The sequence below is a fragment of the Micromonospora sp. NPDC001898 genome (genome assembly GCF_042891255.1).
Lineage (GTDB): Bacteria > Actinomycetota > Actinomycetes > Mycobacteriales > Micromonosporaceae > Micromonospora.
Map to the genome: position 1 here is coordinate 97,853 of NZ_JBIATC010000015.1, position 19,153 is coordinate 117,005.

The window sequence follows — 19,153 nt, forward strand, 5'->3', positions numbered from 1 at the left end:
TCGCCGTCGTCGCGATGGGCAGCGCGGCGGGGCCGCGTCACCGGCCCGCCCACGGCAGGTGACGGACTTCGACCCGGCCTCGAGACGCGTCGGCTAGCGTCGCGGCATGGAGCAGATGCTGGTCACCGGGGGTGCGGGGTTCATCGGCGCCAACTTCGTCCACCGGGCGCTGGCCGCCCGGCCGGACCTGCGGCTGACCGTCCTCGACGCGCTCACCTACGCCGGGAACCGGGACAACCTCGCCGAGGTGGGCGACTGGATCACCTTCGTCCACGGCGACGTCCGCGACGGCGACCTGGTTGACGCCCTCGTCCGGGACTGCGACACGGTGGTCCACTTCGCCGCCGAGTCCCACGTGGACAACTCCCTCCAGGACCCCGTCCCGTTCCTGCGGACCAACGTCGAGGGCACCTTCGTGCTGCTTGAGGCGGTCCGCCGGCACGACCGGCGGCTGCACCACGTCTCCACCGACGAGGTGTTCGGCAGCCTGCCGCTGCACGGCGGCGGGGCGTTCACCGAGGAGACCCGGTACGACCCGTCGAGCCCGTACTCGGCCACCAAGGCGGCCTCGGACCTGCTGGTCCGGGCCTGGGCCCGGTCGTACGGGGTCCGGGCGACGCTGTCGAACTGCGCGAACAACTACGGGCCGTACCAGAACGTGGAGAAGTTCCTGCCCCGGCAGATCACCAACGTGCTGCACGGGCGGCGGCCGAAGCTGTATGGCACCGGCGAGAACGTGCGGGAGTGGACCCACGTCGACGACCACAACGACGCGGTGTTGCTGATCCTCGACGCCGGCAGGGTCGGCGAGACGTACCTGATCGGCTCCGGCGCGCAGTGGAGCAACCGGGCCCTGCTGGAAGTGACCCTGACGCTGCTCGGCCGGCCCGCCGACGACTTCGACAGCGTGCCGGACCGCCCCGCCCACGACCTGCGCTACGCCTGCGACAGCGGGAAGCTCCGCCGGGAGCTGGGCTGGCGGCCCCGCTGGGCGGAGCTGCCCGACGGGCTGGCCGCCACCATCGACTGGTACCGGGGTAACGAGTGGTGGTGGGGGCCGCAGAAGGCCGACACCGAGGCCCGCTACGCGGCCATCGGCCGCTAGCCTAGGGCCTGCGTCGAAGTCGTCGACGCAGCCACCACCCTTGGTCGCGACGATGTGCGCGGTGTCGTGGCAGCCTGTCGTGGCGTGATCGTTTGTTGATTCGTAAGACGACACGCCGGGCGGGTTCTCCAGAATCAGCAGACGATCGTGAAGCCCGCCCCCACCCAGGGCGGGGGCGGGAACGTCGACGCAGGTGTCGTCGCCGACCGGCGGGCAACCCCGCAGCGCCCCCTTTGCTCTGCTGCCGCCGGCGCAACGCTCGCGGAGCGTGCCAGTTCCGCCGACCTCTCACTGCCGGCACCTGACGCGAGGCGGCTGCGCCACGCTGGTGCTGGTGCTGGTGCTGGTGCTGGTGCGGGCGGTGCTGGTGTTGCGGTGGCGGCAGCAGAGCAAAGGGGGCGAGGGGGCATCACCCGCCCGGCACCCCAGCCGCTGGATGGCGGGCCCCGCTGTCCCACCTCGCACGCCCACCCACATCGGCCAGGGTCTACGACATTGGTCAGGGTTTCGCCGCGATCTATCGATCAAGCCGCAGCTACCGCACTTACCCCATGATGGCTGCTCGACCGCGACCCGTTCGTGCTGCTGCTGATGCGCGGGCGGGGCGAGGGGGAACTGGTCGAGGAGCTGCGCCGGCGCAACTCCCGCCGATCGGTCGCCGCCACGGACGACGACAACCTGGCCGGCACGCCCGCCGCCGAGGCGTACGCCGCGCCGCCGGCCCCGCTGCCCGAGCCGCCCAGGCCGGCGTCCGGTGCGCCGATGGCCCTGGCTCCGCTGCTCGCCGGGCACGAGGCGGCCGGGATCGACGCCGAGGCGCTGGGGGTGCTCGCCGCCGACGCGGCGGCCCGGGCCCGGTACCTGCTCGCCGCGACGTCCGACGAGGTGCTCTCCCCGGAGCCCGACGCCTGGCAGGACGCGGTGCGCCTCGCCGCCCGGATGCCCCGCTCCCGGGCGGCGAAGCGGCTCGGCGAGGCCAGCGGCCGGGCGGCCGAGCTGCCCCGGGCGATCAGGGCCTGGGAGTACGCGGCCGGCGTGGACGCCGTCGACGCGGTGTTCAGCCCGCCGAAGGAAGTGGTCGCCCGGGCCACCGACGCGCTGCGCGAGGCGGGCGAGGCTGACGGCGCTCCGCCCGAGGTGAAGAGCTGGCGTAACCGGTGGACCATCGGCCGCGACGCCCAGGTGCGGTACGGCCGGGAAGCCGCTGGCGTCGGCCAGGCCGGTGAGTTCGCGGATTTCGGCGCCGTCACGCAGTCCGCGCTCACTCTCGACGGCGATGCCGCGGCCGGGGACATCGACTGGCCGGCTCCCGGTCTTCAGAATGGAGTGATGACAGCCGACGCGACTCCCCGGCGACATCCGCTTCTGCCCGTCCTCGCCGGTTCCCGGGCCGTCCTCGTCGGCCGGGACACCCCCGACCCCGACGCCGACTACGGCTTCGGCCACGGCTACGAGTCGGCGGTGGAGGCGACCAGGGCGTTGGCCCGTACCCTCGTCTCCCCGAACATCGGTACGCCCTTCCTCGAAGCGCACACCGAACAGCTCGTGCGCGCGGAGTCCCCCGAGGCGGTGATCGACGCCGTGCGCCGGGCCGCCGCAGCGGCGTCCGACACGTTGCTGTTCTCCTACGCCGCGACCGGCCCGGAACGCTGGGAGACCCCCGAGGGCGCGGAGCAGTGGACCGAGGATCCGGACAGCCGGCGGTCCGTGCTCGGGAGGGTCGCCGACCTGATGCGGGACAGCGCGGCCACCCGACTCGTCGTCCTGCTGGACTGCGGTTCCGCGCAGATCGCCGCGCGGCACTTCACCCGGCCGGTGGGTCCGGCCGGCGCACAGTTGTCGCTGCTGGGCGCTGGCCGGGTGATGCTGTTCGGGAGCGAGATCGACCCGTTCACGAGCACCCTCACCAGAGCGCTTCAGGTAGGGGTCGACGGCGGTCCCGAGGCACTGAATCTGGTGGCGCTCGGCGACGCGGTACGGGCCAAGTTCACCGAGCTGCGGTACCTGGTCGAGAACGAGTACATTCCGGGAGCGAAAGAGCTACTTATCCACGGCGGCCACGAGGTGGCACTCGGCATCAATCGGGCCTTTCCGCCCGATGACCGCGACGTCGCCCTGCGGTGCCCGCCGCGCTATCCCGGCGCCTTCTTCGCCCACCCCGACGCTGTGAGCGAATCCGAAGGCTACTGACCCTGTCAGCGGGAATTCCGGCTCAGTGCTCGGCCAGGGCCCCGGCAGAGTCGTGAGGGTCTCTGGCTTGGCAGGCCCCAGGGGATGCACGCGCGGCCGACACCATCGGCCCCTGCCGGGTCGGCCTTTGCCGGGTCGGCCTGCCCTCCTTCGGTCCCTATGGAGCTGCCCCGTTTGTGCGGTCGATGGAGCGGGAGCGTGGACGGGGCAGCTCCATAGGGACCGAAGGGTGGGTCCCCGGCCAGGTGGGGGCATTCGTCAGGCCGCCACCGACTGCCCGGTGTATGGGGCGGCGTAGCGGCGGCCCCCCGGGGCAGGTGCGGGAGAGGGGACATGGCTGAGGAGCGGTGAGACCGAGGCCCTGGCCTGGATCTCGGGTCATCCGCAAGAAGCGGAACGGGATGCCCGGAGGTGCATGAACCTCGGGCGGGATCGGACACCCCGCGACTTCGCCGGGGCCCTGAGTGCTCGGCGACTCCACCGGTCGACGTTGCCGCGTTCGCGGGTCGAAGCCGGCTCTTCGTCATGGCCTTAACCGTAGACCGCCTCGATATGCAGGTGACTTGCATATCGATCGGCCCGTACGCGGTACGGTATCCACTCGTTAGGATGGCGGCACTATGCCGAACGAGCGCAAGGGCAAGATCGACCCCGCCCGCAGCCTGGCCATCCTCTGGCGCACCCGGGAACCGACCAGCCGCAGCGCCGGTCCGGGGCTCAGCGTCGACCGGATCGTCCGGTCGGCGGTCGAGATCGCCGACGCCGAGGGGATCGACGCGCTCACCATGCGCCGGGTCAGCGAGGCGCTGGGCGTCGGGACGATGTCGGTCTACACGTACGTGCCGGGCAAGGCCGAGCTGCTCGACGTCATGGTCGACACGGTCTACGGCGAGATGAGGCGCCCGGCGGACGTCCCCGGCGGCTGGCGGGCCCGGCTCGAACGGGTCGCCCGGGAGAACCTGACGCTCTACCGCGCCCACCCGTGGCTGCTGCGCGCCGAGACCAGCCGGCCCGTGCTCGGCCCGAACCTGCTCGCCAAGTACGACTACGAGCTGGGCGCCGTGGCCGGCATCGGCCTCGACGACGTGGAGATGGACTCCGTGCTCACCCTGGTCCTCGGGCACGTCAAGAGCGCGGCGCGGGCCGCGCTGGACGTGGTCGACCTGGAGCGCGAGACCGGCATGACGGACGGCCAGTGGTGGCAGTCGCACGCCCCCTGGCTGGAGAGGTTCATGGAGCCGGGCAGCTACCCGACGGCCTCCCGAGTGGGCTCGGCGGCCGGGGAGGCGCACGGCGCGGCGTACGGGCCGGAGTACGCGTTCGAGTTCGGCCTCCAGCGGGTGCTCGACGGCGTCGCGGTCATCGTCGCCAAGCGTTCGGCCGCGGCCGAACCGGACCGCTCGGGCCCTGCCGCCGCCGGATAGCGGCGCCGGCTGACGTCCACTTTGTCGGTCCGGTCGGATACCGGACATGGTGCGGCTGGCCACCCGGCTGCTCTGCCATCCTGGATCTTCCCCGCCGGCGACCATTCGCGCCGGCCAGACCCGGCCGGCGAGCCGGAGGCGGCGCGCGGCGGGGGCGGACGGGGGCGCGGATGACCGTACGTGTGGAAGCTGGACGCGGGGCCGAGACGTCGACCACGACGCTGACCCGGGGCGCGGCCCAGCCGGATCGGGGCGGCCTGTCGCGCTGGCGCGACCCGCTCCGCACGACCCCCGCGCGGATCGTGCTCCACGGGCTCCTCCTCGCGGCCCTGCTGATCGCCACGGCCGTGGTGGCCCTGCGCGCGGGCGGGCCGGCGACCACGCTGGGCGAACGGTCCGCCGCGTCCGCCGCGCGGACCGGCACGAGCGCCCGCCAGATCTACGTCGGCCTGGCCGACGCCGACGTCGCCGCCAGCGCCGTCTTCCTGCTGCCTCCCGGCGCGGACCGGGCGGCCGGCCTGAAGGCCGACTACCAGCGGAAGATCCACGAGGTCGAGCACGCGCTGAACGGCTCGATGGGGGCGGCGGTCGACGACCCGGCCCGGTTGGCGAAGCTGGCCGCGATCGCCGCCCGGTTGCAGGTCTACCAGCGCATCATCTTCGACGCGCTGGCGGTGGCCGAGGGGCCGGGAACGGTCGCCAACCAGGGGGTGCTCGCCTCCGCGTACGCGCGGGAGGCGTCCCACTACCTGTCCACCCAGCTGCTGACCGCCGCCCAGAGCCTGTGGGACTACGACACCAGGCTGCTGCGGGAGGCCCGGGTCGACGCCCGGTGGTGGGTGGCGGCCTCTCTGCTGATGCCGCTGCTGACCCTGGCGGCGCTCGGGGCCGTGCAGTGGTGGCTGTGGCGGCGTACCCGTCGCCGGCTCAACGCCGGCCTGCTCGTCGCCTCGGTGGGCGTCGTGGCCGTCCTGGCCCTGGCCGTCGCCTCGTGGTCGCACTGGCCAACCGCCGACAGCCGGTTCCCCGAGCTGGAGCGGGCCGTGGACGCACAGAGCGCCACCCAGCAGCGGCTCGGCACGTTGCTGGCCGGCCGCGCGGACGTGTACCTGGGGCTCGGCGCCAGCGTCGACCCGGCCGGCCACCACGAGGACTTCGACGACCGGCGGCTCTGCGATGTCCCGGACGGGGTGGACTGCGCCACCCTGACCGCCGTGTGGACCGCCCGGCAGAGCCAGGAGCCGGACGCGTTCCGCCGGGCCATGGACGCGGTGCTGGACGCCGGGCCCGCCGGGAAGTCCTTCGACGCGGCGACCGTCGCCCTCACCAACCGGCTCGACGAGGGCGACAAGGTGGTCGCCGGCCACGTGAACGGCCTGCCGGCGACGCCGCGCCAGTTCGGTGGGCCCGCCGCGTGGGTCGTGTTGCTCGCCGGCGCCGCAGTCGTCGTCGGGTTGCGGCAACGCCTGGCCGAGTACCGGTGAGACGGGCGGGGGAATCGATGACGACACAGGTGACGAGGCGCTCGGCGGCCCGCCCCGGCGGCGGGCCGGTGGCCGCCCGGGCCGCGCTGGCCGGCGTCCTGCTGCTGGCGGTGGCGGCGTGCACGGCGGTCCCGCCGGACTCCGCCGCCGTACCCACCGCGGCGCCCCCGGGCGTGCAGCGGATCGCCGCCGGCGGTGAGCCCGCCAACGCCTTCTGCACGGTGCGCAGCAGCTTCGCCCCGAGCGGCACCCCGCCACGGGTGATCCGCGACCGGGGGCCGGGGCAGGGCCTGGTCGCGGGCGTCGACCCTTCGGACGCCACGATGAGCCACTGGAACGCCGAGACGCAGCAGTTCGAGGGCTTCAACATCGACCTCCTGCTGGCGGTGGTCCGGGCCATCTGGCCGGGGGAGGAGCCGCGCAAGCGGATCACCTTCAAGGTGGTGCCGCCCGGGCAGGGCGCCTTCGAGATGCTGGCGCCGGACCACCCGGACCGGGTCGACCTCATCGCCACCTCGCTGACGGCGAGTTGCGAGCGGGCGAAGCAGGTCGTCTTCTCCAACGACTACCTCGACTCCGGGCAGACCGCGCTGGTCCGACGCGTCGGCGGCCGGCCGGAGTACGCGGGCATCGAGCAGCTCGGCGGCCGTCGGGTCTGCGCGGCGGCGCGGACCACCTCGCTCGCGGCGATCACCGCCTACCGCACGACCGACGGCACACTGCCGGTGCCGGTGCAGGCCGCCCACGTGATCGACTGTCTGGTCATGCTGCGCCAGGGTCAGGTCGACGCGGTCAGCACGGACGAGAACATCCTGCTCGGCTTCACCCGGATGGCGCCCGACACCGTGCTGGTCACCGAGCCGCCCCGGGGTAACGCCCAGTTCTGCCGCTACCACGACGGCAGGTGGCCGTGCACCTGGTTCACCGACGAGCCGCACTCCTTCGCGTTCGCCCGGAACAACCCGGACAGTCTCGAGCTGGCCCGGTTCGTCAACCACGTCCTGGAGTCCACCCGCGCCTCCGGGGTGTGGTCGGCGGCCCACCGGCAGTGGCTCGCCGACCACCCCGACCGGGGGCAGCCGATACCGGGCCCGCCGGTCACGTCGTGGCCGCCCGGGTGAGGGGCGGGGCGTGATGCCGGACGGTGATCGCCTCGATGCGGTGCGGGCCGCGCACGGCCTGGCCGCCGAGTGGCTGTTGGAGGCGCAGGCGCTGATCACCGGGGAGTTCCGCGCCCCGCTCGCCGGCGTCACCGCCGGGACGGAGAACGCGGCCTGGGACGAGCTGCACGTGCTCGGCTGCCTGTCGCTGGCCCTCGACCCGATGGACGACGGCCCCGACCCGGCGGCGGGGCGCAACGACCGCCTCGCCCGGCTGCTCACCGACCCGATCGAGGTCACGTTCACCTCCGCCACGGGGGAGGCGCCCTGGACCGAGCGGTTGTGCCTCGACGAGATCGTCGCGGCGGCCCGGGAACGCCGGGCCACGATCCGCCGGCTCGTCGACGCGTACCGCGCGGCCGTGCGGTTCGTGGAGGCAGACCTCGACCGGCTGCGCAAGGAGGTCGCGGACCCGCGGCACCGGGCCGGGGCGGCCGACCGGGGCCCGACGGCGCCGGACGCGCCCGCCGTCCGGCTCGCCGGGCTGGAGCGGGAGGCCGCGGCGGACCCGGTGGGCTGCGCCCGTCCCGGCCCCTGGCGCGACGCGCTGGACGGTCTCGCGGACGACCTCGCCGCCGTACGCCGGGCGCACGCCCCGGCCATCGACGACCCGGACCGGCGGACGCCCAGGGAGCGGCGGCTGTGCTCGTCGGTGGAGCGACTGCGGAAGCTCGCGGCCGAGGCGGCCCGTGAGGGGCTTGGCGACGGCGGCGACCCGGTGGCCGCCGTCGACGTCGACGGGCTGCTCGCCCGTGCCGCCGCGGCCCGCACCGCGTCGCCCGACGACCCGGCGGGCTCGGCGGACCCCGCCGGCTCGGCCGGCTCGGCGGGTTCGGTGGGCGAACTGGAGGCCGCCCTCGACCGGGCCGCCGACCAGGTCGACGCCGCCCGGCGGCGGCTGCGCGGCCGCTGCCACCTGGAACTCGGCGGGCGGCTGGAGGCGTACCGGCAGCGCGCCGCCGACGAGGACCGGGCCGAGCACCCCGACCTGGAGCAGAGCTACCGCGAGGCGCGGGACAGGCTGCGCCCCGATCGCTTCGCCGTGACCGCCGCGAGCCGGGCGGTCCGCGCCTACCAGCAGGCCGTGAACGAGGTGACCCGATGACGCCGACGAGCCGCGCCTGCGCGGAACGCAACTGCCCCGGGACGGTGGACCAGGACGGCTTCTGCCGGCTGTGGGGCCACCCGTGCGACGGCGGCCCGCCGGGCGCGGACCCGCCACCGTCGGTGGTCCGGCCGTCGTCGTCGGTGGTCCCGCAGCCGTCGTCCCGCGTCCCCCGGCCCTTCCCGGTGCAGTCCCGCGAGCCGTGGCGTCCCCGGGGCCGGCCGTGGGAGAGCCCGGCGCTCATCCCGCCGGCCCGGGCCCGGGACCCGCTGGAGGCGGTGCTGTCCCAGGCCGTCGTGCCCGAGCATTCCCGCTACTGCCCGCAGACGACGTGCCGGCGCAGGGTGCCCCGGGTCAGCGGGTACTGCCCGAACTGCGGCTCCCGCTACTCGTTCACCCCACCGCTGGCCATGGGCGACGTGCGGGCCGGCCGGTACCGGATCGAGGGCTGTCTGGGCCACGGCGGCGTGGGCTGGGTGTTCCTCGCCCGCGACGAGGACATGGACGGCAGTTGGCGGGTGCTGAAGGGGCAGCGCAACCCCGAGGACCGGGAGGCGGCAGCGGCGTTCGTCGGGGAGCGGCAGGCCCTGATCGCGCTCAACCACCCCCGCATCGTGACGATCACCCACGCGCTGCGTCCCGAGTCCGACTCCGACGTCGGGTACCTGGTGATGGAGTACGTCAACGGCGGCACCCTGGAGGACGCCCGCCGCGCCATCGGCCCGGACGGCGGCCCGTCCGCCGTGGACGTGCCGCAGGCGCTGGGGTACGGGGTGCAGATCCTCGACGCCTTCGAGTACCTGCACGACCAGGGCTGGCTGTACTGCGACCTGAAGCCCGAGAACGTCATGCTGATCGGCGGGTACGGCCCGGACGGCCCGCTCAAGCTCGTCGACTTCGGCGCGGCCCGGCGGATCGACAACACCGTCAGCCCGCCCTGGGGCACGGCCGGCTTCGAGGCCCCCGAGGTGCAGCGGCTCGGCCCGGCGGGGCCGAGCGTCCGCTCCGACATCTACACGGTCGGCCGTACCCTCGCCGCGCTGACCCTGGCGGTCAGCGCGACCGACCTGCGGCCCCTGCCGGTGGGGCAGGACCTGCTGCGGTTGCCGCTGCCCGCCCCGCTCGACCCGTTCGCGCGGCTGCTGGCCCGGGCCACCGCCGTCGAACCCGAGGAGCGGTTCGGCTCCGCCGCCGAGATGCGCGAGCAGGTCAGGGGGGTGCGCCGGCAGGTGCGCTCGGCCGCCGACGGCATCCCCCGACCCACCCGGTCCACCCTGTTCAGCCCGGCGGCGTGCGCGTTCGCCCTGCACGCCGACGTCGACGCCCTCGACATGGTGGAGATCGTGCTCGGCCTGCCGATGCCGCTGGTCGACGGCAACGACCCGGCGGCCGGTTTCCTCGCCTCGCTCGGCCCGGCCGAGCCCGCCGAGCTGATCGCCCTGCTCGGCACCGCGCCGGAGCACACCGCCGAGGTCACCTACCGGATGGTGCGGGCGTACCTCGCCGCCGGCCGGGCGGACGAGGCGGGGCCGCTGCTCGCCGGCATCCCCGACGACCGGCGGGGCTGGTCACTGTGGTGGCACCAGGGGCTGGTCGCCCTGGTGGGCACCGACGGCGCCGTCGCCCGGGACCGGTTCGGGCGGGTGTACGGGTGGCTGCCCGGCGAGGTGTCCGCGCGCCTGGCGTACGCCGTGGCCTGCGAGGTCGCCGGTGACCACCCGACGGCCTCCGCGCACTACCGGGGGGTGTGGGAGACCGACCAGGGCGTGGTCGCCGCCGCCTTCGGGCTGGCCCGCTGCCTGTTCGTCACCGAGGGCCCGCGCGCCGCAGCCGCCGTCCTGCTCACCGTGCCGGAGTCGTCCCGCGCCTCGACGGTGGCGGCGACCTGCGCGGTACGGATGCTGCTGGAGGCGCCGGAGGACGGCCACCGGCTCGACGCCGCGCTCGACGCCGCGGCCGTCGTGGAGAAGCTGCCCCCGTTCGCCGAACGCGACCTGGTCGAGGCGCACATCCTGCGGATCGCCCTCGGCAGTGACCTGGCCGACGGGCGGTACGCCGACCGGCGACTGTTCGGTCACCGGCTCGACCCGGACACCCTGCGCCGCGTCTTCGAACGCACCTGCCGGTCCCTGGCCGGGCACACCGGCGACCGGCGGGAGCGGATCGCGCTGGTGGACCTGGCCAACGCGCACCGGCCGGTGACCTGGTGGTGATTTCCGGCAGGCGTGCCGAGCCGGTGGCCGGTCAGCCTCCGGCCGGCGGACCCGACGAAAGGAGCCCCGCGTGACGGCACCGGACGGGCTGCGGCTCGACCTGACCGCCCACCACAGCGAGTACCTGCCGACCGACGGCGGGACCGTCGACGTCGTCGCCGCGGTGCGGGCCGGACCGGCCGGGGGCGAGACGCGTCACGACGAACTCGCCGAGGTGATCCTGCTCGACTGCTCCGGCTCGATGGGTGCGCCGCAGGCCAAGATGCGGGCCGCCCGCGCGGCCACCCTCGCGGCCGTCGACGCGCTGCCCGACGGGGTGGCGTTCGCCGTGGTGGAGGGCACCAGCGGGGCCGAGATGATCTACCCCGGCGAGCGGCGGCTCGCGGTCGCCGACGAGGGCACCCGGGCCGCGGCCCGGCGCGCGGTACGCAGGGCGTCGCCGCACGGCGGCACCGCCATCGGCAAGTGGCTGCTGCTGGCCCGGGACCTGCTCGGAACCCGGCCCGACGCGATCGGGCACGCCATCCTGTTGACCGACGGCCGCAACGAGTCCCAGCGGCCCGCCGAGCTGAAGGCGGCGGTGGACGCCTGCGCGGGCCGGTTCACCGTGGACTGCCGGGCCATCGGCTCGGCCGACGGGGTGCACGACTGGGACGGCCCGGAACTGCTCGGCATCGCCGACGCGCTGGGCGCCAACCCCGTCGTGCCGGTGGAGGACCTCGACGGCCTCGCCGCCGAGTTCGCGGCGGTGCTGGACCGCGCGCTGAACCGCCGGGCCGCCGACGCCCAGCTGCGGGTACGCACCAGCGCGCTGGCCCGGATCCGCTTCGTCAAGCAGGTGTATCCGACCATCGCCGACCTCACCGGTCGGGGCGTGGCCGCCGGTGACCTCACCACCGACTTCCCCATCGGGGCGTGGAGCCCGGCCGACCGGCGCGATTACCACGTCGCCCTGGAGGTGGACCCGATGACCCCGCAGGCGCGGCGGCGGATCGGCTGGCTGGGCGTACGGGTCGACGCCGCCCCGGACACCGCCGAGGTGCCCGTGGACGTGGAGTGGACCGACGAGATCGAGCTGTTCTCCCGGGTGCACGAGACCGTCGCCCACTACACCCACCAGCAGGGGTACGCCGAACAGGTGGCGCTGGCGCTGGCGGCGGCCGGCGTCGGCCGGCTCACCGACGCGGAGCACCACCTCGGGCGGGCGGTGGCCCTCGCCCATGCCGGCGGCCACGACGACAAGCTGCGCCAGCTCGACCGGATCGTGGACGTGCGGGACGCCGCCGCCGGCGACGTACGCCTCAAGCCCCACGTCGACCTGCGGCGCTGGCAGTACTCGGCGGCGGTCGCGCCGCAGACGTCCTCCTGGGTGTCCGGCGAGCCGGGGGGCGGCCCGGGGCGGTCGGACCCGCCGCCGCATCCGGCCCCCGAGCAGCGGGTGCCGCCGTGGGAGCACTGCGGCGAACTGCACACCCGCCCGTACTGCGGCGGGTGCGGCGCCCACCACGACTCGCCGGGCGGGCCGGCCCGGGTGGGCGCGTGACCTGGGACTACTTCGACAAGGTGGCCAGCGTGGTCAGCGGTTCGCTGGCTCTGGCCGCCGCGATTCTGGCGGTCCGCCGCCACCTGAGCGGCCGGCGCGGGCGCGGCTGGTGGGCCGCCCTGAGCCCGCTGTGGAGGGCCCAGTCGGAGGAGGCGATCGTCCACCCGCACCGGATCGCCGGAGGGTACGTCCGCCCCCTGTCTGAGGTGTACGTCGCCCGCCGGGTCGTCTCCCGGCTCGACCCCGCCGTCGGCCCCGTCGCCGCCGAGTCGCTGCTCACCGGCCCCGGGCACGTGCTGCTCATCGGCGAGCCGGGCAGCGGGAAGTCGGCGTTGGTCCGGCAGGCGTGCGCAAGCTCGGCGCGGTGGTGGCTCGCCGGGCGGGGCCGGCTGCGTCGGACCCCTCCCGGGCCGGTGGTGGTGGGCCTGCCGGCGACCGCGCTGGTGCACCAACCGCTGCCCGCCGCGCTCGCCGAGGCGTACCGCGATTTGGTGCCCGGCCTGGACTTCGCGCGGGAGCCCGCGCCGGACCGGGCGTGGCTGGTCTGCGTCGACGGGGTCGACGCGGTGGCGGACCCGGACGACCGGGCGGAGGTGCTCAACCGCCTCGCCGCGCTGGCCGCGTCGGGGGCGAGGCCGTGGCGGGTCCTGGTGACGACCCGTCAGCTCGCGGAGAACGAACTGGCGGTTCTGGGCCCCGGGTACGCCGCGTATCACCTGGCGCCGTTCACCGACCCGGACGTCGGGCGGTTCGCGCACCGCTGGTTCCCGAACGCGGTGGCCGCGCGGCGCTTCCTGAGCTGGGTCGATCACCAGCGGGCCCGCCCGGCGCTGCGCAACCCCCTCACCGCCACCATCGCCGCCGCGGTCTGGCAGGCCGGGCTGGCGGGCCCGGACCCGGTGGCCGACCCGGCGGTGCTGCTGGACCGGTTCGTCGGCGCCCTGCTCGGCGGCGGGCGGGCCAGCTTCGACACGACGTGCGACACGCTGCGCCGGGCGGTGCGGGGCGGGCCGGTCGCCGACTGGCTGACCGGGCGCCAGACCGAGCTGGTCGAGGTGGCGGCGGCTGCCGCGGTGACCGGCGCCGACCCGGTCGCGGCGGTGGTCGACTGGTCGGCGGGGCAGGCGCCGTACCAGCCGGACCGGGTGCTGCCGGACTGGGATCGGCACGTGCGGCTGGTCCTGCTCGCCACCGGCCTGTTCTCCAACGCCGGGGCCGGCCGCGTGCCCGCCGCCCGGTCTGGTGCGGCGGGCGGGCCGGCCCCGGCGTCCGGCGCGCTGGCCGCGACCTGGCCCGGCCTGGTCGAGCACCTGGCGGCGGGCCCGCTCGCCCGGGACTGGAGCGCGCAGCGCTGGATCACGGCGATGACCAGCACCCCCCAGCGGGGCGTCGGGCTGTGGGCGATGAGCCGGGCCACGGTCGCGCCGGGGTTCCTCCAGGACGTGGCCCGGGACCCGGCCGGGGCGGTCGCCGCCGGGCACTACCTGGCCGCGGGCGGCGCCGCAGGCCCGGTGGTCCGCTCGGACGTGCTGGCGGCGCTGCTGACCCACTGGTCGCCCCGTCCGGGCCCGGCTGTCGACGGCGTCGACCCGCTGCCGGTGCGCGACGTGCGGCAGGAGTGCTTCGCGCTGCTCACCACGCTGACCGCCGCCACGGTGAACCGGGACCTGCTCCGCGAGGTCGCCGTCGATCCGCGCCGACCCACCGTCGTCCGGCGGGCCGCCGCGCTCTTCTTCGCCACCCGGCGGCGTCGGCAGCCGGCCGGCGCCGCCCGCGCTGATTCCGGGAACTAGTGGTGTCCCGGGGCGCCCGCCCGGTGGGCCGGCCTGCTGGGCGGTGTCCTCGGTGTATCGACTCGGCTTGGCGTATTGAACGGGACGGGCGGGGCGCGGATGCTGTAGGGAATCCATTGTTACCGATGTGTGGAGGCTCGAATGCGTCGCTTCCCCCTGCTCGCACTCCTGCTCGTCGTCCCCCTGGCCGCACCACCGGCGGTCGCCCGGGCCGCCGCGCCAGCCGCCGCGCCGGTTGCCGTCGCGTCGATCGCCATGGCAGCCGCCGCTCCGGCCGGCACCGCGTGGGCCGTGGACCCGGCCACCGGCCGGACCACCGTCGCGGTGGACGACACGGTGAGCGAGAGCCAACTGGCCGCGCTGCGCACCCGGCTGGCCGGCACCGACGCCGTGGTCCGCCGGGAGCCCGGCCGGCTCAGCACCCTGATCGCCGGCGGGCAGGCCATCTACGCCGCCGGAGGCCGCTGCTCGCTGGGCGCCAACGTCCGCAGCGGCAGCACGTACTACTTCGTCACCGCCGGCCACTGCACGTCGATCGCCACCACCTGGTACGCCGACAGCGCCAACACGACGGTCCTCGGCACCCGCACCGGCACCAGCTTCCCCGGCAACGACTACGGGATCGTCCGCTACACCTCGTCGACGGTCCCGCACCCGAGCGCCGTCTACACGTACCCCGGGACGTTGACCATCACCGGCACCGCCACGCCGGTCGTCGGCATGGCCGTCTGCCGCAGCGGCTCCACCACCGGCGTGCGGTGCGGCACGATCACCGCCCTCAACGCCACGGTCAACTACGCCGAGGGTTCGGTCTCCGGGCTGATCCGCACCAACATCTGCGCCGAGCCCGGCGACAGCGGCGGCCCGCTCTACGTCGCCGGCAGCGGCCGGATCCTCGGCATCCTCTCGGGCGGCAGCGGCAACTGCACCAGCGGCGGCACCACCTACTACCAGCCGATCAACGAGATCCTGGCCGCGTACGGGGTGACGATCCCCTGAGCCGGCGGGCCGGGCGGTCACACGCGGCGAAGTGCGGGCTTTCGCCGCGTGCAGCCGCCCGGCCCCATGCCGCCCGGCCCCATGCCATTCGGCCTGGCCCCACCGACGGGCCGCCCCGGTCCCGGCCGTCCGGTCAACCGTTCTGGTAGAACCGGGACGCTCCGGGGTGCAGCGGGACCGGGTCGGTATCGGCCGCGCTGCTCCGGTCGAAGTTGCGCCCCTCCGGGTGCACCGTCCCCAGTTCGGTCTGGTGCGCGAAGAGCAGCGCGGTCAGGTCGTACGCCAGCTTGTCCGGCATGTCGGCGCTTACCAGGATCATGTTCGCCACGGTCACCGTCGGCACCGCCGTCGGCGTACCGTACGCCTCCTTCGGCAGGTCGGCGGTGGTGTAGACCGCCCCGTACGCGGCGGTCAGCGGCTCGATCAGGTCGGCGATCGGCAGGAACCGGAACCTGCCGGGCGCGGCGGCGAGCAGGTCGGTGATGCCGGGCGTGGGCAGCCCGCCGGAGAAGAACATCGCGTCGAGGGTGCCGGCCCGCATCCGGTCGGCGGTGTCCGGCAGGGAGAGCCGGGCCCGGCGGACGTCCCGCTCCGGGTCGAGCCCGGCCGCGGTGAGCAGCCGGCCGGCGATGACGTCGGTGCCCGACCGGGGGGAGCCCGTGGAGACCCGCCTGCCCCGCAGGTCGGACAGGGTGGTGATCTTCGCGTCGACGCGTACCAGCACGTGGGTGTAGTTGCGGTAGACCCGGGCCAACGCGCGCACCTGCTGCGGCCGGCCCTGGAACGCGCCCCGCCCGGCGTTCGCGTCGGCCGCGGTGTCCGCCAGGCTGAACGCGATCTCCATGTCGCCGCCGGTGACCCGGGTGATGTTCTCGCCCGAGGCGCCGGTCGGCTCGGCGCGCGCCTCGTAGCCGGGCAGGTACCGGCTGATCAGGTCGGCGTACCCGCCGCCGAGCTGGTAGTAGACGCCGGTGGTGTTGCCGGTGGCGAGGAAGATCCGCCCGCCGTGCCAGGGTGCCGGCTGCGGCGCCGCGTCGTCACCGCAGCCGGCCGCCAGCAGGACGGACAGCAGCGCGACCAGGGCGGCGGCCACCCGGCCGGGTCCGCCGGGGCGGCGCGCCGGCACCGCCTGCGCGGGGCCGGGCGGTGTGGCCGCGATGGTCGCGGCACGTCCGGCCGGTGCCGTCGCCGCCCGCCCGCGACTCGGCGGGGTCGGGCGGGCGGTCACGACCGGGCCGCCGGTTCGAGGGCCTCGGCCACCCGCTGCACCAGCATGGCCGTCTCGTAGCCGATCTGGCCCAGGTCGCAGCCGGGGGCGGCCAGCACGCCGATCAGTGCCCGGTCGCCGACCGCCATCACCAGCAGCACCCCGCCGTCCATGTCGACGATCTGCTGGCGTACCCGGCCGGCGTTCATGAACCGGGCGGCGCCCACGGTGAGGCTCGCCAGGCCGCTGATCACGGCGGACAGGTGGTCGACCTGATCGGTGGAGAGGCCGGGGGAGGCGGCCAGCTTGAGGCCGTCGCCGGAGACCGCGAGGGCGTGGGCGACGTCCGGTACCTGGGTGGCGAAGCTGGCCAACAGCCAGTCGAGGCCTGTGCTCGGCTGCGGTGTCATGTGGTTCTCCTGGTGGCGTCGTTCTGTTGGCTGTGGCGCATCGCGGTCGCGACGCCCTCGGCCAGCGCGGAGAGCCGGGCCCGGACCAGTTCCGGGTCCAGCAGGTCGTCCGGCTGGCGCCGGGCGGGCAACGGGGGCGCGAGCTGGCCGCCCCGGGCGCGTCGGGGCAGCGCCCCGCCGCCGGGCGTGACCGTCCCGCTGTGGTCCGTCGTCCCGCTGTGGTCCGTCGTTCCACCGTGGTCCGTCGTCCCGCCCCAGGTCGACCCGGTGCCGGCGACCGCGGGCCCGGCGGGCCAGGCAGGTGCGGCCGGTCCGGGCTGGCGCTGCGTTCCGAACCCCGGCAGCGTGACGGCCGGGGCCTGTTGGGAGCGCACCGGCGGCGAGACCGCCGTGAGTCGCGCGGCGGCCGGGGCGGGCGACCAGGCCGGCGGCGCGGCGGGGGCGCGGCCGGTGGCGAACCAGGTGGGCGGCGAGGGCGGCGTCCCCGGCGGCTTGGCGGCCGTCGCCGAACCCGACCGGGCCACCACCTTCTCCACCAGGGTGAGGGCGCTCTCCGGGATCTCGACGGTGGCCGTGGTGCCCCCGCCGGCGCTGTGCAGCGACACCCGGATGTGGTGCCGGGCGGCCAGGTGGGCGACCACGTGCAGCCCCATGCTGCCCGCCGCGGCGCTGGACAGGTTGCCCGGCCTGTCGAGCCGTTCGTTGATCTCGGCGAGCCGGCTGTCGCTGATCCCGATCCCCCGGTCGTGGACCCGCAGGACCAGCCCGTCGATGGTGTGCCGCCCGTCGACCCCCACCATCGTGTGCGGCGGGGAGTAGGCCGTCGCGTTCTCCAGCAGTTCGGCCAGCAGGTGCACCAGGTTGCCGACCACCGAGGCGTCGATGGCCACGGGCGGCAGGTCCGTCTCGACCCGGGTGTACTCCTCGATCTCGGCGGCGGCGGCCGTCACCACGTCGGTGATCAGGTGTGCGCCGTGCTGGCCGCGCCCCGGCTCGCCGCCGGCCAGCACCAGCAGGTTCTCGCCGTTGCGGCGCATCCGGGCCGCCAGGTGGTCGAGGGCGAAGAGCCGGGCCAGCGCGTCCGGGTCGGTCTCCTCCCGCTCGAACTCGTCGAGCAGGCGCAACTGCCGGGTGATCAGGGTACGGATCCGCCGGGCCAGCGCCTCCGCCATCCGGGTCACGTCGACCCGTAGCTCCGCCTGCTGCCCGGCCAGCCGCAACGCCGACCGGTTCACCGTGTCGAACGCGTCCGCCACCTGGGCGATCTCGTCGCGCCCCCGGGCGATGCCGGCGGTCCGGTCCAGCGCGGAATCCGCCCCGTCGGCCGGCCCGCCGGGTCGTCCGTCCGCCGGGCCGCCCGCCGCGATGGCGGTGATCCGGTCGGGCAGCTCCCGGTGGGCCATGGTCAGCGCGGCCACCCGCAGCCGGCGTAGCCGGCGGCTGGTGTGCATCGCGAGCAGCCCGGCGGCGACGAAGGAGAGCACCGCCACGCTCAGGGTGATCCCGGCGCTGACCAGGGCGTCCCGCCGGGCCGCGGCGGCCAGCCCGGCCGCCTGCCGGTCGAGCTGCTCGGACAGGTCCCGGCTGATCAGGTTGTACCGGCGGATCACCCCGCTCTGCGCCACGTACCAGGCGTCGCCGTCGGTCCTCAGTGCCTCCGGCACCGCGTCCGCGCCCAGCGCGCCGTCGCGCATCCGGCGGGCGGTCGCCACGTCCTGGCCGTCCAGCAGCCGGTTGTACGTCGCCGACGAGGCGGGGCTGGCGATCCGGGAGAACTCGGCCTGCCGCTGCTCCTGTGCCCCGCGCAACTGGGCCACCCGGGCCAGCTCGCCCGGCTTCAGCGCGCCCCGGGAGAAGATCGCCCGCAGCAGGTCCCGCTCCAGCGCGGCGAAGTGCTCCTGGGCGGCGACGGAGGCCACCTCGCGGGCCGAGTTCGCCAGGTCCGTGTCACGTAGCTGGGCGGGGAGCGCGTCGGCGACCCCGAGCAGCGTGTCGACCAGGCTCACGTAGAGCTGGTCGGCGGGGCGGACCCCCAGCGCGAGTGTCCGGGCGTCGTCGAGCTTGGCGAGCTGGCCGTCCGCGCCGTCCAGCGCGCCGGCCAGCGCCGGGGCGGCCCGTCGGGCGTCGTCCCGGGCCGTCCGGTACCGCCCGGCCGCCGAGTCGACGCGCTGGCGCTGGGCGTTGACCAGCTGCCGGCCGGAGTCGCCGCCGCGCTGGCGCAGCGCGACCGTCTCGGCCAGCTCCCGCTCCAGCTCGTGCACCAGCCGCACGGTCGCGGTGGCGGTGCCGGCGAGCACCCGGGCGCGCTCGGCGTCGGCCGTGGCGGCCAGTGCCGTGCGGGTCTGCAGGGTGCCGAGCACGAGCAGGCCGACCGTGGCGATCAGGATCGGCGCGACCAGTTGGGTCCGCACCGACCACAACCGACTGGTCCGGTTCGTGGAACGGTTGTGCCGGCGTACGTCAGCGGTGCCGGGCTGGGGCACGCGGGCCTCCGGGGCGGTGGTGGGGCAGCGGTGGTAG

Annotated in this window: 13 protein-coding genes; 10 read left to right on the forward strand and 3 right to left on the reverse strand. The window is 75.5% G+C overall.

Going from position 1 to position 19,153, the window contains the following annotated elements; translation table 11 throughout:
- Window positions 1-106 precede the first annotated feature (106 nt).
- From rfbB to ACFYZF_RS24880, 10 genes are all read left to right on the forward strand, one after another.
- A complete protein-coding gene (gene rfbB / locus ACFYZF_RS24835; protein WP_387024594.1) occupies window positions 107-1,105 on the forward strand; it encodes a dTDP-glucose 4,6-dehydratase in 999 nt (332 codons plus the stop codon).
- 579 nt (window positions 1,106-1,684) lie between these two features.
- Window positions 1,685-3,295 carry a hypothetical protein gene (locus tag ACFYZF_RS24840; RefSeq protein WP_387024596.1) on the forward strand — a complete coding sequence of 537 codons (1,611 nt, stop codon included), beginning with the start codon at window positions 1,685-1,687 and terminating at the stop codon, window positions 3,293-3,295.
- Between the two features lie 620 nt (window positions 3,296-3,915).
- Window positions 3,916-4,719 carry a TetR/AcrR family transcriptional regulator gene (locus ACFYZF_RS24845; protein ID WP_387024597.1) on the forward strand — a complete coding sequence of 268 codons (804 nt, stop codon included), beginning with the start codon at window positions 3,916-3,918 and terminating at the stop codon, window positions 4,717-4,719.
- Between the two features lie 170 nt (window positions 4,720-4,889).
- A complete protein-coding gene (locus ACFYZF_RS24850) occupies window positions 4,890-6,203 on the forward strand; it encodes a hypothetical protein (RefSeq protein WP_387024599.1) in 1,314 nt (437 codons plus the stop codon).
- 17 nt (window positions 6,204-6,220) lie between these two features.
- Window positions 6,221-7,324: a transporter substrate-binding domain-containing protein gene (locus ACFYZF_RS24855; RefSeq protein ID WP_387024601.1), complete on the forward strand. Its 1,104-nt coding sequence runs from the start codon at window positions 6,221-6,223 to the stop codon at window positions 7,322-7,324.
- A 13-nt stretch (window positions 7,325-7,337) separates the two neighbouring features.
- A complete protein-coding gene (locus tag ACFYZF_RS24860; protein ID WP_387024603.1) occupies window positions 7,338-8,468 on the forward strand; it encodes a hypothetical protein in 1,131 nt (376 codons plus the stop codon).
- Window positions 8,465-10,681, forward strand: a complete 2,217-nt coding sequence (locus ACFYZF_RS24865; protein WP_387024604.1) for a tetratricopeptide repeat protein — start codon at window positions 8,465-8,467, stop codon at window positions 10,679-10,681. The genes ACFYZF_RS24860 and ACFYZF_RS24865 overlap by 4 nt, the downstream gene beginning before the upstream one ends.
- 70 nt (window positions 10,682-10,751) lie before the next feature.
- Window positions 10,752-12,224, forward strand: a complete 1,473-nt coding sequence (locus ACFYZF_RS24870) for a VWA domain-containing protein (RefSeq protein WP_387024606.1) — start codon at window positions 10,752-10,754, stop codon at window positions 12,222-12,224.
- Window positions 12,221-14,017 (forward strand): NACHT domain-containing protein, encoded by a 1,797-nt coding sequence (locus ACFYZF_RS24875; protein ID WP_387024608.1) that lies wholly within the window; start codon window positions 12,221-12,223, stop codon window positions 14,015-14,017. Before ACFYZF_RS24870 ends, ACFYZF_RS24875 begins: the two co-directional genes overlap by 4 nt.
- A 141-nt stretch (window positions 14,018-14,158) precedes the next feature.
- Window positions 14,159-15,016, forward strand: a complete 858-nt coding sequence (locus ACFYZF_RS24880) for a S1 family peptidase (RefSeq protein ID WP_387024611.1) — start codon at window positions 14,159-14,161, stop codon at window positions 15,014-15,016.
- Window positions 15,017-15,149: 133 nt separating this feature from the next.
- Here ACFYZF_RS24880 and ACFYZF_RS24885 read toward each other — a convergent pair whose 3' ends face one another.
- From ACFYZF_RS24885 to ACFYZF_RS24895, 3 genes are read right to left on the reverse strand one after another with little or no spacing between them, the layout of a single operon-like run.
- The gene (locus ACFYZF_RS24885) at window positions 15,150-16,244 is read right to left on the reverse strand and encodes a TAXI family TRAP transporter solute-binding subunit (protein WP_387024613.1); all 1,095 of its coding nucleotides are present in this window, start codon (window positions 16,242-16,244) and stop codon (window positions 15,150-15,152) included.
- Window positions 16,241-16,633 (reverse strand): roadblock/LC7 domain-containing protein, encoded by a 393-nt coding sequence (locus tag ACFYZF_RS24890; RefSeq protein WP_350888587.1) that lies wholly within the window; start codon window positions 16,631-16,633, stop codon window positions 16,241-16,243. Before ACFYZF_RS24890 ends, ACFYZF_RS24885 begins: the two co-directional genes overlap by 4 nt.
- On the reverse strand, window positions 16,630-19,116 hold the full coding sequence (locus ACFYZF_RS24895; protein WP_387024615.1) for a nitrate- and nitrite sensing domain-containing protein: 2,487 nt from the start codon (window positions 19,114-19,116) through the stop codon (window positions 16,630-16,632). The genes ACFYZF_RS24890 and ACFYZF_RS24895 overlap by 4 nt, the downstream gene beginning before the upstream one ends.
- Window positions 19,117-19,153 lie beyond the last annotated feature (37 nt).